Genomic DNA, 13,790 nt, shown 5'->3' on the forward strand with positions numbered 1-13,790 from the left:
GCCCCCGTCACCCGGTCAGCCCCGGGACCCACCGGTCCAGCACGGTGAGCACACCGAAGGTGTAGAGCACCAGCGCCCACGGCTTGAGCAGCAGGACGAGCAGGACGAAGGTGCGCCAGCGCATCCGGGACAGCCCGGCCAGGCAGCACAGCAGGTCGTCCGGGGCCAGCGGCAGCGCGATCCCGAGGGCGAACCACCTGGTGAAGCGGCGGTGCTGCAGCCAACCCAGCCACCGCCGCACGGTCCCTGGCCGGAAGCGTGCGGCGAGCAGGTCCTGGCCGAGGTACCGGGACAGGGCGAACACCGCGACCGAGCCCAGGCAGGTCGCGCAGTACGCCGCGACCAGGCCGACGACCGGCCCGAAGAGGACCGGTCCGGCGATGATCGTCACCGAGCCCGGGACGACCGGGAAGACCGCCTCGGCGGCCCCGACCAGCGTGTAGACGACGGGGGCGAGGACACCGAGGCTCGAGAGCAGCTCGCGCAGCTCGGCGACCGAGGTGAGCGCCCCCGACCCGACGCCCCAGAGCACGGCGACGGCCAGGGCCAGCCAGCCGAGGGCCACGACCCCTCGGGCCCGGCGCAGCCAGACCCGTGTGCGGGCCGGCCCGGCCGGCGCGCTCTCGCGCTGCGGGCCGTCCGCCGCCGGGGCAGCAGCTCCCGGGGCATGCGCCATCCTGTCCACGTCGCCCCGCGCCACGGCCAGCCCGGTGCTCACGCGGCCACCGTCGTCCTGCCCCGGCCCGCGGCCCGGTCGTAGGCGGAGCAGACCGCGGCCACGAAGCCGTCCCGGCCGAGACCGGTCGCGGTCCGGACGGCCGCGCGGCTCCACCGCCGGCGCAGGTCCGGGTCCCGCAGCAGACGGGTCAGCGACCGGGTGAACTCCTCGGGGGTGGTGTAGCGCTCCCCGTTGCGGCCCGCCACCACGACGCCGTCCACCGCGGCGTCGTCGCGGCACAGCACCGGCACCCCGGTGGCCAGGGCCTCCAGGAAGGTCAGCCCCTGGGTCTCGGTGCGGGAGGCGGAGACGAAGACGTCGGCGAGCCGGTAGAGCTCGGGGACCCGCGCCGGCTCGACGGCCCCGACGAAGCGCACCCGGGCACCGAGACCGAGCCGGCTCACCTGCCGCTGCAGCGGACCCGCCTCCGGCCCGTCGCCGGCGACCAGCAGCTGCCACGGGTCCGGCACGCGGGCGAGCAGGTCGACGACCTCGGCGAGGTTCTTCTCGGTGGCCAGGCGCCCCAGGCTGAGCACCACGGGCACGCCCGGGGCCAGGCCGAGCGCTGCCCGGAGCTCCGGCGACCGCTCGCCCGGCGCGAACCTCGCCAGGTCGACGCCGGTGGGCACGACCTCGATCGGGGGGCGGACGGCATACCCCTCGAGCAGCCGGCGGATCTTCTCGGTGGGCGCGATGACGAGGTCGGTCCGGTCGAGGGTGTGCCGCGCGAACGAGGCGCACAGCGACCGACCCAGTCGCTCGTGCGGGCAGAAGTAGTGGGTGTAGTCGGCATACAGCGTGTGGTAGGTGTGCACGTGCGGCACGGACAACCGGTGCGCGAGGCGCCGGGCCCACCAGAAGGCGACGAACTCGGTGTGCGAGTGCAGGACCTCCGGGCCCCACCGGACCAGGTCGGCGAGCAGGTGGCCGTCGACCGGCCGGCCCAGCCGGGCGTGCGGGTAGATGTGGCTCGCGTCCAGGGAGGGCAGCCGGTAGACCTGGCCGTCGAAGGTCGTGCGGCGGGTCGGCCCCACCGTCAGCACGCGGACCTCGTGACCGGCCTCGAGCAGCCCCTGGCGCAGCTCGTCGACCGAGCTGACGACCCCGTTCACGGTGGGCCGGTAGGAGTCGGTCAGCAGCAGGACCCGGCGCTGCCCCGGCTGCGGGTGCGGGCTGGCCAGGGGATGGACGCGCATACCGTCATCGTGGCCGCGCCTGCCCACCCGCGGCCAGGGGGCGGACCACCTCGGTGGCGGGGGGCTACCCCCCACGCCCGGGGGCGGGCGGGGCGGCTCCCGGGCTACGGTGCCTGGCATGGACGCCTTCCAGGACCTGCTCGTCGACGGCTTCTCCCGCGTGGAGGAGGGGGTGGGGGCCGTGCTCGAGGGGCTGACGGCCGAGCAGCTGCGCTGGCGGCCCGACGACGAGGCGAACCCCGTCGGGTGGCTCCTGTGGCACCTGCTCCGGCAGCAGGACGCCCAGCTCGCCCAGCTCGCCGGCCAGGAGGAGGACTGGGTCCAGGGGTGGCGGGAGCGGTTCGACCTGCCCTACCCGCCGGACGCGATGGGCTACGGGCAGGAGGCCGCCGAGGTCGGCCGGTTCGAGCTCCGCGACACCGGGCTCCTCCTCGGGTATGCCGGGGCCGTCCACGCCTCGACCCGGCGCCTCGTCGAGGGGTGGGACGCCCAGGACCTGGGTCGGGTGGTCGACGACGCCTGGGACCCACCCGTGACGGTGGGGGTGCGGGTGTGCTCGGTGCTCGAGGACGCGCTGAAGCATCTGGGGCAGGCCGAGTACGTCGCCGGCCTGGCCCGGCGGCGGGGCTGAGGGCCGAGCCCGCTGCACGGCGGGCGGCCGCGCGGGTCCGGGATCAGACCACGGCGCTGCGCACGCCCGGGGGGTCGAGCTCGTCGTCGACGTAGACCGGGCGCGAGGCGCGGACCCCGGCCACGGCCAGCGGCACGCCGCTGAGGGCCAGCAGGACGAGGACCAGCTGCCAGTCCCCGGTCCAGGAGTGGATGAGGCCGACGAGGAAGGGCCCCGCTGCCGCGCAGAGGTAGCCCACCGGCTGGACGAACCCGGACAGCCCCGCGGTGACCTCGGGGCGGCGGCTCCGGGCGGTGAGCAGGGCGATGACCGTCGGGAAGGCCCAGCCGGACAGCCCCAGGAGGGCGACCCACAGCCAGGGCAGGGCCGCCGGGGCGAGGAGCAGCCCGGTGTACCCCAGGACCGCGAGCACCCCGAAGGCCACCATCCACGGGGCCAGGGTGCGGGAGCGGTGGATGACCGTCGGCATGAGCAGCCCGCCCAGGATGCCGGTCGCGGTCAAGGACCCGGTGAGCAGCCCGGCCGAGGTTGCGGACAGCCCGGCGTCGCGGTAGATCTGCGGGAGCCACCCGAACTGGACGTAGGCGTTCATCGACTGCATGCCGAAGAGCACGGTGAGGGCCACCGCCGTCGGGGACCTGACCAGCCGACCCGTGGCGACGCCCCGACCCGTCGGGACCAGGGACCCACGCTCGCGGCGGGCCACGAGCAGCCAGGCCACCAGGGCGGTGAGGGCGACCAGGGCCCACACGCCCAGAGCGCCGCGCCACCCCGGTCCCGCGGCCGCGACAGGGGCCGAGAGAGCAGCCCCCGATGCGCCGCCGACGGTGAGGCCGGTGCTGTAGATCGTCATGAGGCGCACGCCGGCACCGGGTTGGCGCTTGATCCAGGCCGGGACGAGCACGTTGCCGACGGCCATGCCGCCGAGCGCCACCGCTGAGAGCACGACGAAGGGCACGGTGGAACCGGTCAGGACCCGCAGCCCGAGCCCCACCACGACGAGACCCAACCCCAGGCAGATGGTGCCGGTGAGCCCCCATCGCCGCGACAGCGGCACCGCAGCCATGCCGAGCAGGCCGAAGCACAGGCCGGGCAGCGCGGTGAGCACCCCGGCGACCGCCGGGCTGACCCCGACCCCGGCCTCGAGCTCGGCGAGGACCGGTCCGATCGAGGTGGCGCCGGGACGCAGGTTGACCGAGACCAGGGCCACCGCGAGCAGCGTGAGCAGCCCGAGAGGGGCGGCGCGCCGCGCGGCGGGGGAGCCGGCGACGCCGCGCCCCTCCTCAGTCACGCAGGGCGTCGATCACGGCGTTGAAGGTCTCCGAGGGACGCATCGCGGCGAACGCCTTGGCGTCGTCCGGGTGGTAGTAGCCGCCCAGGTCGACCGGGCTGCCCTGCACCGCGACGAGCTCGTCGGTGACCTGCTGCTCCTTCTCGGTCAGCTCCGCCGCGACCGGGGCGAAACGCTGCGCCAGGCGCTCGTCCTGCGTCTGCTCGGCCAGCGCCTGCGCCCAGTAGAGCGCGAGGTAGAAGTGGCTGCCCCGGTTGTCGATCTGCCCGAGCGCCCGGGCCGGGGAGCGGCCCTCGGTGAGCACCCGTCCGGTGGCGGCGTCGAGCGCGTCGCCGAGCACCCGCGCCCGCTCGTTGCCGTCGCGGTCGGCCAGGTGGCGCAGCGACTCGGCCAGGGCCAGGAACTCGCCGAGGCTGTCCCAGCGCAGGTAGTTCTGCTCCGCCAGCTGCTGCACGTGCTTCGGCGCCGACCCGCCGGCGCCGGTCTCGAAGAGACCGCCGCCGTTCATCAGCGGCACCACCGAGAGCATCTTGGCGCTGGTGCCGACCTCCAGGATGGGGAAGAGGTCGGTGTTGTAGTCCCGCAGCACGTTGCCGGTCACCGAGATGGTGTTCTGGCCCGCGCGGATGCGCTCGACCGAGAGCCGGGTGGCCTCGACGGGGGAGAGGATGCGCAGGTCCAGCCCCTCGGTGTCCTCCTCCGCGAGGTAGGCCTCCACCTTGGCGATGAGGTTGCGGTCGTGCGCCCGCTCCCGGTCCAGCCAGAAGACCGCGGGGTCGCCGGTGGCGCGGGCCCGTCCGACGGCCAGCTTCACCCAGTCACGGATCGGCTCGTCCTGGGTCTGGCAGGCGCGCCAGATGTCGCCGGTGGAGACCTCGTGGCGCAGCACCACCTCGCCTCCGGCCGTGACGACCTCGACCGCGCCGTCGGCGGCGACCTCGAAGGTCTTGTCGTGCGAGCCGTACTCCTCGGCCTTCTTGGCCATGAGCCCGACGTTGGGCACCGAGCCCATGGTGGTGGGGTCGAAGGCGCCGTGCGCCCTGCAGTCCTCGATGACCGCCTGGTAGACCCCGGCGTAGGAGGAGTCCGGGATGACGGCGAGCGTGTCCTCGGTCTCGTCCGAGGGGCCCCACAGCTGACCACCGTTGCGGATCATCGCCGGCATCGAGGCGTCGATGATGACGTCGCTGGGCACGTGGAGGTTGGTGATCCCCTTGCGCGAGTCGACCATGGACAGCCGGGGCAGCTCGGCGAGGCGCTCCTCGACCGCGGCCTTGACCTCGGGGGCCTGCTCGCCCAGGGCGTCCAGCCCGGAGAGGATCCCGCCCAGCCCGTCGTTGGGCGACAGGCCCGCGGCGGCGAGCTGCTGGCCATACCGCTCGAAGACGTCGGCGAAGAACACCCGCACCGCGTGCCCGAAGACGATGGGGTCGGCGACCTTCATCATCGTGGCCTTGAGGTGCAGCGACCAGAGGAGGTCCTCCTGCGCCGCGGTCGAGACCGTCCCGGCCAGGAAGTCCTCCAGCGCGCGGGCGGACATGAAGGTGGCGTCGACGACCTCACCCGCGAGCACGGGGACCGACTCCTTGAGCACCGTCGTGGTGCCGTCGGTGCTGACGTGGCGGATGGTGAGGGTGTCGTCCGCGTCGAGGACGACCGACTCCTCGTTGTGCCGGAAGTCGCCGGCGTCCATGGTGGCGACCCGGGTCCGCGAGTCCTCGCTCCAGGCGCCCATCGAGTGGGGGTAGGCGCGGGCGTAGTTCTTGACCGCCTCGGGGGCGCGGCGGTCGGAGTTGCCCTCGCGCAGGACCGGGTTGACGGCCGAGCCCTTGACCCGGTCGTAGCGGGCGCGGGCGTCCCGCTCCTGCTCGTCCTGGGGGCTCTCGGGGTAGTCGGGGAGGTCGTAGCCCTGCTCCTGCAGCTCGGCGATCGCGGCCTTGAGCTGGGGCACGGAGGCGGAGATGTTGGGCAGCTTGATGATGTTGGCCTCGGGCGTGGTGGCCAGCTCGCCGAGCTCGGCCAGCGCGTCACCCACCTGCTGGTCCTCGTCGAGACGGTCGGCGAACTGCGCCAGGATGCGCCCGGCGAGGGAGATGTCCCGGGTCTCCACGTCGATCCCCGCTGCGCCGGCGAAGGCCTCGATGATCGGCTTGAGCGAGTAGGTCGCCAGCAGCGGTGCCTCGTCGGTGCGGGTGTAGATGATCGTGGACATGCCTCTCCCTGGTCAGTCGCGGTCGGGACGTTTCGCGCCCGAGTCTACGGGCGCTGCGGCGGTATGCTGGAGGCACTCTTCCCGGAGGCCTGGAGGTGGTGTCGGTGACGACTCGGCTGGAGCACCCGATCGTGGTCGGTGTGGCGGGAACAGGAGAGGGGGACGTCGCGCTGGAGTGGGCGGCACGCACCGCCGCGAGGACCGGGGCGGGCCTGATGGTCGTCCACGCCAGCGAGCCGGAGGCCCTCGCGGCGCGGATGGCCGGCGGCGAGGCCGTGGCCGTGACCGCGGTGCTGGAGGCCGAGGAGGAGACGGTCGCGGACCTGCGCGCGCACGTCGCGGCCCTGGGTGAGCGACTCGGGGTCGAGGCGCGGCTGGACACCTCGCGCGGCTCGCCGGTGGCGGCCCTCCTGGCGCACCAGGACGCCGCGGCACTGCTGGTCGTGGGGACCGGTCGCAAGAGCGCGGTGGAGGAGTTCCTGCTCGGCAGCACCTCGCTCGGGGTGGCGGCCCACGCGCACCGTCCGGTGGCCGTGGTGAACTCCGGGGTCGATGTCGGGGCGCTGACCCACGGCCAGATCGGCCTGGGGGTCGACGGCAGCCAGGACAGCGCCCGCGCGGCCCGTGCCGCCCTGGCGCTCGCCGACCTGACCGGAGCCGCGGTCACCGCCCTCAGCACGTGGTTCCTCGAGGTGGTCGACGGGTATGTCGTGACCGAGCCGGACAGCCCGGAGTGGGCCGCCGTCGAGCGACGCCACGCCGAGGCCGTGGTGCGGACGCTGCAGCCGGCGGTCGAGGCATACCCGCAGGTGCCGGTGGACTGGGAGGTGCGGCGGGGTCCGGTGGTGCCCACCCTGCTGGAGGCGGCGCGCGGGTGGGACGCCCTCGTCGTCGGCAGCCGCGGCCGCGGAGCGGTCCGGGGGCGCCTGCTCGGCTCGGTGAGCCAGCGCCTCATGCGGGCCGCGCCCTGCCCGGTCGTCGTCTCCCGCTCGACCTGAGCCGGCCGGGCGGGCCGGCGTCAAAGGCCCCCGGTGGTGGCCTCGGCGGCGCGCTCGGCGATGGTGGCCCCGGCGCCCTCGTAGAGGTTGACGACGACGTCCGCGCCGCGCGCCTCGAGGTCGCCCACCTCGTCGTCGTACTGCGCGACCACGGCGATGACGCCGTCGTAGTCGCTCGCCGTGAGCTGCTCCAGCGCGACCCGGTTGGCGCCGTGGAAGGGCATGGCGAGGACGACGATGTCCACCTGGCGGGTGGACTCCAGCCGGCTCCAGAAGTCGCCGTCCGCGGCGTCGGCCTCCACCACGGTCAGACCCTTCTCGCGCAGCCGGGCGACGCGGTTCGGGAGGTTCTCCACCCCGAGCACCGCGAGCCCGTAGACCTCGGAGAGCTCGGCGTAGGCGCTCCGACCGATCCGGCCCATCCCCATGACCACCGCCCGCGCGTCGCCGAAGGAGATCGGCAGCTCGTGCGGGTGCACGTCGGTCGGGGGGTGCATGGGCATGACCTGCCGCGCCCAGCGCAGGATCGCGTCCGACTTCTCGTTGACGAGGGCGGCGGCCACGAAGCTGGCTGCGACCGCGACCGACATCACGACCAGCCACTCCTCGTCGAGCATGGCGCTGGCCACCGCCACCGACGTGACGATGAGACCGAACTCGGAGTAGTTGCCCAGCAGCACGCCGGCCTTGACCGAGGTGCGTCGGCGCAGCTTGTGCCGGTCGAGGAGGAAGACGTAGAGCGCGATCTGGGCGGGCAGGAGCAGCAGGAGGAGCAGGCCGAGCACGGCCGAGGAGGCGGTGGGGGTGCCGATGAAGCCGATGGAGATGAAGAACCCGATGAGGAGCAGGTCCTTGAGGAGGAAGAGCGAGTGCGACAGGTCGCTGGCGGCCTGGTGCCCGGCCAGCAGCATGCCGATCACCAGGGCACCCAGGTCGCCCTTGAGCCCCACGGCGTCGAAGGCGGCGTAGCCGGGGCCGAGGGCCATGGCCAGACCGAAGAGCGCCTGCATCTCCCCGTGCGGGATGTGGCTCCACAGCCACCGTCCGAGCCACGCCGTCGGGACCAGCGCCAGCACGACCGGGATCGCCCAGATGCTGGGGATCCGCCCGCCGGACACCGTCATGAAGACGACCGCGGCGAGGTCCTGCAGGACCAGGATGCCGATGGCCACGCGGCCGTAGAAGGACTGCAGCTCGGAGTGCTCCTCGAGCACCTTGACGACGAAGACCGTCGAGGAGAAGGACAGGGCGAAGCCGACGAGGGCGAGGGTCTGCAGGTCCAGACCCTGCAGGAGCGGGTAGCCGAGCAGCGCCACCACCCACAGGAAGCCGGTGCCGACGGCGACCGAGAGGGCCATGTGCCCCACGGTCGTGGCCCACACCTCCCGGGACAGCAGGCTGCGGACGTTGAGCTTCAGGCCGATACCGAACAGGAGCAGGGTGACGCCGAGGTCGGCCAGGAAGTCGAGGTAGGGCAGCTCCTCGACGCCCATCCAGTTGAGCGCGAACCCGGCCACCAGGAAGCCGAGCAGGGCCGGGAGGCGCAACGTGGTGGCGAGCAGGCCCGCGGCGAAGGTCGCGGCGATGAAGATCGCTGCGTCGTTCATGGCTGGCTCCTCGCGTGGGCCGCGGCGGGTGGGGCACAGTCTCCCACGGCCGTGGCGGGCCTGCCCGGCACCGGACCGGTGGGGCCCGAGGGGGTGCCCCGGCACCCGGCCCTCAGGCGGGTTGCGCCTGCGGCGTGGTGGCGAGCAGCCCGAAGCGGTGGATGAGCCCGGCCCAGGCGGGGTGCAGCTCGGCCTGCCGCTCCCGGAGCACGCGGACGGTCTCGGTCTCGGCCTCCGGCCGCCGGCCGGTCGCCCAGCCCTGGACGAGGGCGTCGTCCACCTCGGGGTGGAACTGCACCCCCCAGGCGAGGGGGCCGTAGCGGGCCGCCTGGACCGTGCCCTCCGCGTCGAGGGCGAGCGGCGTCGCACCCGGGGGCAGCCCGGTCACCGCGTCGGAGTTGAAGTGCAGCACCTCGGTGTCCGGCGGCAGTGCGCTGGTGAGCGGGTCGGCGAGGCCCTCGGGAGTGGGCCGCCACGCGCGCAGCCCCATCGTCTGGCCGCCGGGCTGACGGCCCACCCCGCCGCCGAGGGCCAGCGCGGCCAGCTGGTGCCCCAGGCAGACGCCGAGGAAGGGGCGGCCCGCCGACACGGTGCCGGCGATGAGGGCCCGGGTCGGGAGCAACCAGCGGTATGCGTCGTCGTCCCAGGCGTCCATCGACCCTCCGAGCACCACCAGGGCGGCGTGGTCGCCGAGGTCGGCAGGGACGGCATACCCCTCGTGCGCGGGCAGGACGTCGCACTCCAGCCCGGCCTGCGCCAACCACGGCGCGAGCAGGCCCGGAGGTGCCTTCTCCTCGTGCTGCAGGACCAGCGCCCGTGAGGTCATGGGCACAGGCTAGACCCCGTGCGGGGCCGGTGCGTCACCCGCTGGAACCGGGCAGGTCCCGGGCGGCGGCCTCGGTGCCGTCGGCCTCCTCGTCGGTCTGGGACCAGTACGGCTCGTCGTCCTCGACCGGGTCGACCGTGTGCCGCTCCAGCTCGCCGCTGGCGATCTGCTCGGCCCAGTGGCAGGCGACCCGGTGGTTCGAGGGCACCCCGTCGATCTCGACCACCCGCAGCTGGGGTCGTTCGTCGTCGCAGCGGGTCTCCTGGCGCCAGGGACAGCGGGTGTGGAAGCGGCACCCCGTCGGAGGGTTCGCCGGGGAGGGGAGGTCTCCGGTGAGCAGGATCTGCTCACGCGTGTCCTCGATCGTGGGGTCCGGGACGGGGACCGCGGACAGCAGGGCCCGGGTGTAGGGGTGCAGCGGGGTGTCGTAGAGGTCCTGGCCGTCGGCCTCCTCGACCAGCGAGCCGAGGTACATCACCCCGATCCGGTCGCTGATGTGCCGGACCACGGCGAGGTCGTGGGCGATGACGAGGTAGGTGAGGCCGAACTCCGCCTGGAGATCACCGAGCAGGTTGATCACCTGGGCCTGGACGGACACGTCGAGGGCGCTCACCGGCTCGTCGGCGATGATGAGCTGCGGGTCCACCGAGAGGGCGCGGGCGATACCGACACGCTGGCGCTGGCCCCCGGAGAACTCGTGGGGGTACTTCGACAGCGCGGCCGCGGGCAGGCCCACCGCGGTGAGCAGCTCGGAGAGCCGCTTCCGCGCGGCCTTGCCGTCCGAGGCCATGCCGTGCGCGCGCATACCCTCCAGCAGCAGCTGCTCCACCGTCTGCCGGGGGTCCAGGCTGCCCAGCGGGTCCTGGAAGACCATCTGCATGTGCCGGCGGTGGGTGCGCAGCTTCTCGCCCTTGAGGGTGGACAGGTCGATGCCGTCCACGTACACCTCGCCGGCGGTGATCGGCTCGAGCTGCAGCAGCGCCCGGCCGAAGGTGGACTTGCCGCACCCGGACTCCCCGACGAGGCCGTACGTCTCCCCGCGCCGGATCTGCACGTCCATGCCGTCCACGGCATAGACGTGGCCGACGGTCCGGTCGAAGACGATGCCCTTCTTGATCGGGAAGTGGACCTTGAGGCCGCGCACGTCGACGAGGAGGTCCTGCTCGGTCTCGGTGGGCTGCGGGGCGGCCGCCCCGGCGGTCGTGCTCACGGCTGGTCCTCCTCGTGGCGCTCGGGCGCTCTCTCGTCGTCCAACGGGTTCTCCGCCAGGGGGTGGTGGCAGCGCAGCAGCCGGCCGTCACCGAGCCCGTCCTCGTCGGGAACCAGCTCGGGCGTCGTCGACCGGCACGCCGCCACCTCCGAGGGGCAGCGGGGCGCGAAGGCGCACCCGCCCTCCCACGGGATGTTGTCGGCGACCGAGCCCGGCACCGGGTTGAGCCGACGGCCCCGGTCCTCGGTCAGCCGGGGGATGGAGGCGAGCAGCCCACCGGTATAGGGATGACGCGGCCGGGCGAACAGGTCGTGCCGTTCGGCCCGCTCCACGACCTTGCCGCCGTAGAGGACGTTGACCTCGTCGCACAGCCCCGCCACCACGCCCAGGTCGTGGGTGATCATGATCAGGGCGGTGCCCGACTCGGTGACGAGCTCGCGCAGCAGCGCCAGGATCTGGGCCTGGATGGTGACGTCGAGTGCGGTCGTGGGCTCGTCGGCGATGAGCAGCCGGGGCTCGCAGGCGAGCGCCATGGCGATGAGCGCGCGCTGCCGCATCCCGCCGGAGAGCTGGTGGGCGTACTCCCGCAGCCGTCGGGTCGGGTCCGGGATACCGACCTTCTCCAGCAGCACGGCCGCCTGCTTCTGCGCGGCGGTGCGACCCATCCCGCGGTGCCGCTGCAGCACCTCGGCCACCTGCACGCCCAGCGGGACCACCGGGTTGAGCGAGGACAGCGGGTCCTGGAAGATCATCGCCAGGTCCCGACCCCGTCGGTCACGGAGCTGGTCCTGGCGCAGCCGGAGCAGGTCCGTGCCGTCGAAGAGCACCTCGCCGCTGACGGTGTTGCCCCGCGCGGGGAGCAGGCCCATGATCGCCAGCGAGGTCACCGACTTGCCGCAGCCGGACTCCCCGACCAGGCCCACGGTCTGTCCGGGGTGCACCTCGAAGCTCACCCGGTCGACGGCGGTGAAGGCCTTGGCGCCTTTCCCGAAGGTCACGGTCAGGTCGTTGACGGAGAGCAGCGGGCTCCCGCCGTCGGTCCGCGCGGAGGGGTGGGTCAGAGATGGTTCGGTCATCGGCCGGGCTCCTCAGCGACGGGACTTGGGGTCGAGGGCCTCGCGCAGGGACTCGCCCATGAGGGTGAAGCCCAGCGCCACGGTGACGATGCAGATCGCCGGGTAGAAGGCCAGGTGCGGGTAGCTGTTGAAGTACGGCTGCGCGGCGCCGAGCATCTGGCCCCACTCGGGCCTGGTGTCGTCGGGGTTGCCGAGGCCGAGGAAGGACAGGGCGGCGGCGTCGATGATGGCCACGGCCAGGACGAGGGTGGCCTGGACGATGACCGGGCCGATGGCGTTCGGCAGCATGTGCCGGAAGACGATCGGGACGCGTCGCACCCCGAGGGCCCGCGCGGCGAGCACGTGGTCGCTGTGCCGCTGGCTGAGCATCGAACCCCGCAGCAGACGCGCGAAGATCGGCACCTGGATGATGGCGATGGCGGCGATGACGCTCCACTGCGACGGCTCGAGGATGGCCGCGAGCGAGAAGGCCAGGAGGAGCGAGGGGATGGACAGCATGACGTCGACCACCCGCATGACGACGGCGTCGACCGACCCGCCGATGCCGCCCGCGAGGATCCCCAGGGTCAGTCCACCGATGAGGCCGCCCACGGTCGCCAGGACGCCGACGATGAGGGTCTGCCGGGATCCCACGATGAGGCGGGACAGCAGGTCGCGACCCCGGTCGTCGGCGCCGAGCGGGAAGCCGGGCCGGGGCTCGGGCACGGGGTTGGACTGACGGCTCACCTCACCGATGAGCAGCCTCGCGGCGGGGTCGTGGGGGGCGAGCCAGGGGGCGATGATCGCGAGGAGGACGAAGGCGGTGATGATCGTCGCCCCGATGAGGAAGACCGGGTCCCTGCGCAGCCGCAGCCACGCCGAGCGCCAGAGGCTGACCCCCTCCTCGTCGCTGAGCGCCCCGGCCTCGGCGAGAGAGTCGATCCGTGCCTTCTTGGTGTCACCGTAGGAAGTCATGTCCGCGTCCTCACTTGGTCCGCACGCGCGGGTCGATCAGGGCATAGGCGATGTCGACCAGCAGGTTGACGACGATGTAGATGATCGCGGCCATCATGATGAGGACCTGGAGCACGGGGTAGTCGCGGGTCTCGAACCCCAGGGCCAGCGCCTGTCCGATCCCGGGGAAGGCGAAGACCTTCTCGGTCAGCACGGCGCCGGCCAGCAGGGCACCGACCTGCAGACCGATGATGGTGACGACGGGGATGAGGGCGTTGCGCATGATGTGCCGCACCCGGATGACCGGGGCGCGCAGGCCCTTGGCCCGGGCCGTGCGGACGTAGTCCTCGTCCATGACGTCGAGCACCGACGCCCGGGTGATGCGGAAGATCACCGCGAACGGGATGGAGGACAGCGCGATCGCCGGCAGCAGCAGGTGCCGGAACGCGTCCCAGGACGCGTCCCACTCCCGGGTCAGGATGCCGTCCAGCACGGCGAAGCCGGTCACCCTGGTGGCGTCGATCCCGGCGGTCTGGTAGCCGGACGGGGGCAGCAGGCCCCAGCGCACCGCGAAGAGGTACTTGAGGACGAAGGCCAGGAAGAACACCGGGACGGCGACCCCGACGAGCGAGCTGATGACCAGCCCCGTGTCCAGGACACCGCCCCGGCGTCGGGCGGAGATGTAGCCCAGGGGGATCGCCAGGGTGAGGGCGATGGCCAGGGCGAAGATGCTCAGCTCGATGGTCGCCGGCAACCGGGTCAGGAAGATGTCGAGCGCCGGCTGTCCGCGGAACACCCCGGTGGAGATGCCGAAGTCACCCTCCAGCGCCCGTTGGACGAAGCGGACGTACTGCACGGGCAGCGGCTGGTCCAGGCCCAGCTGGGCGCGCAGGTCGGCGGCGGCCTCGGGGGAGCCCCGCTCGCCGAGCAGGGCGCTGACCGGACCGCCGGGCAGGGCGCGCAGCCAGGCGAAGAGCAACAGGCTCAGCATGAACAGCGCGAGCCCCATCTGCAGGACGCGGCGGATGACGAACTTCAGCACGGCGGACTCCTCGGCCCAGCGGGGGTGCGGAACAGGGACCATGATGACGA

General features: G+C 73.3%; 12 protein-coding genes. 2 read left to right on the forward strand and 10 right to left on the reverse strand.

Going from position 1 to position 13,790, the window contains the following annotated elements:
- Nucleotides 1–7: 7 nt before the first annotated feature.
- Both Q0795_RS12990 and Q0795_RS12995 read right to left on the reverse strand, forming a co-directional pair.
- Complete coding sequence (locus Q0795_RS12990) at nucleotides 8–718, reverse strand: VTT domain-containing protein (RefSeq protein ID WP_298890263.1); 711 nt, start codon at nucleotides 716–718, stop codon at nucleotides 8–10.
- Nucleotides 715–1,914, reverse strand: a complete 1,200-nt coding sequence (locus Q0795_RS12995) for a glycosyltransferase (RefSeq protein WP_298890265.1) — start codon at nucleotides 1,912–1,914, stop codon at nucleotides 715–717. The genes Q0795_RS12990 and Q0795_RS12995 overlap by 4 nt, the downstream gene beginning before the upstream one ends.
- 118 nt (nucleotides 1,915–2,032) lie before the next feature.
- On the opposite strand from Q0795_RS12995, the gene Q0795_RS13000 reads away from it, so the two are divergent.
- Entirely contained in the window at nucleotides 2,033–2,545 is a 513-nt protein-coding gene (locus Q0795_RS13000; RefSeq protein WP_298890266.1) for a DinB family protein, read from the forward strand.
- 43 nt (nucleotides 2,546–2,588) lie between these two features.
- On the opposite strand, the gene Q0795_RS13005 is transcribed toward Q0795_RS13000, so the two are convergent.
- Nucleotides 2,589–3,836 (reverse strand): MFS transporter, encoded by a 1,248-nt coding sequence (locus Q0795_RS13005; protein WP_298890268.1) that lies wholly within the window; start codon nucleotides 3,834–3,836, stop codon nucleotides 2,589–2,591.
- Nucleotides 3,829–6,048, reverse strand: coding sequence for an NADP-dependent isocitrate dehydrogenase (locus Q0795_RS13010; protein WP_298890270.1), 2,220 nt, complete (start codon nucleotides 6,046–6,048; stop codon nucleotides 3,829–3,831). The genes Q0795_RS13005 and Q0795_RS13010 overlap by 8 nt, the downstream gene beginning before the upstream one ends.
- 104 nt (nucleotides 6,049–6,152) lie before the next feature.
- On the opposite strand from Q0795_RS13010, the gene Q0795_RS13015 reads away from it, so the two are divergent.
- Entirely contained in the window at nucleotides 6,153–7,046 is an 894-nt protein-coding gene (locus tag Q0795_RS13015; RefSeq protein WP_298890272.1) for a universal stress protein, read from the forward strand.
- A 20-nt stretch (nucleotides 7,047–7,066) separates the two neighbouring features.
- On the opposite strand, the gene Q0795_RS13020 is transcribed toward Q0795_RS13015, so the two are convergent.
- The 6 genes from Q0795_RS13020 to Q0795_RS13045 all read right to left on the reverse strand — a co-directional run bounded on the left by Q0795_RS13020 (nucleotide 7,067) and on the right by Q0795_RS13045 (nucleotide 13,740).
- Nucleotides 7,067–8,653 carry a cation:proton antiporter family protein gene (locus Q0795_RS13020; RefSeq protein WP_298890274.1) on the reverse strand — a complete coding sequence of 529 codons (1,587 nt, stop codon included), beginning with the start codon at nucleotides 8,651–8,653 and terminating at the stop codon, nucleotides 7,067–7,069.
- Nucleotides 8,654–8,765: 112 nt separating this feature from the next.
- On the reverse strand, nucleotides 8,766–9,479 hold the full coding sequence (locus Q0795_RS13025) for a type 1 glutamine amidotransferase (RefSeq protein ID WP_298890275.1): 714 nt from the start codon (nucleotides 9,477–9,479) through the stop codon (nucleotides 8,766–8,768).
- 34 nt (nucleotides 9,480–9,513) lie between these two features.
- Complete coding sequence (locus Q0795_RS13030; RefSeq protein ID WP_298890277.1) at nucleotides 9,514–10,689, reverse strand: ABC transporter ATP-binding protein; 1,176 nt, start codon at nucleotides 10,687–10,689, stop codon at nucleotides 9,514–9,516.
- Nucleotides 10,686–11,765: an ABC transporter ATP-binding protein gene (locus tag Q0795_RS13035; protein WP_298890278.1), complete on the reverse strand. Its 1,080-nt coding sequence runs from the start codon at nucleotides 11,763–11,765 to the stop codon at nucleotides 10,686–10,688. Before Q0795_RS13035 ends, Q0795_RS13030 begins: the two co-directional genes overlap by 4 nt.
- A gap of 12 nt (nucleotides 11,766–11,777) precedes the next feature.
- Nucleotides 11,778–12,719 carry an ABC transporter permease gene (locus tag Q0795_RS13040; RefSeq protein WP_298890280.1) on the reverse strand — a complete coding sequence of 314 codons (942 nt, stop codon included), beginning with the start codon at nucleotides 12,717–12,719 and terminating at the stop codon, nucleotides 11,778–11,780.
- Nucleotides 12,720–12,729: 10 nt separating this feature from the next.
- The gene (locus Q0795_RS13045; protein ID WP_298890282.1) at nucleotides 12,730–13,740 is read right to left on the reverse strand and encodes an ABC transporter permease; all 1,011 of its coding nucleotides are present in this window, start codon (nucleotides 13,738–13,740) and stop codon (nucleotides 12,730–12,732) included.
- Nucleotides 13,741–13,790: the final 50 nt, after the last annotated feature.

It is taken from the genome of uncultured Serinicoccus sp., from assembly GCF_947487915.1.
Classification (GTDB): domain Bacteria; phylum Actinomycetota; class Actinomycetes; order Actinomycetales; family Dermatophilaceae; genus Ornithinicoccus.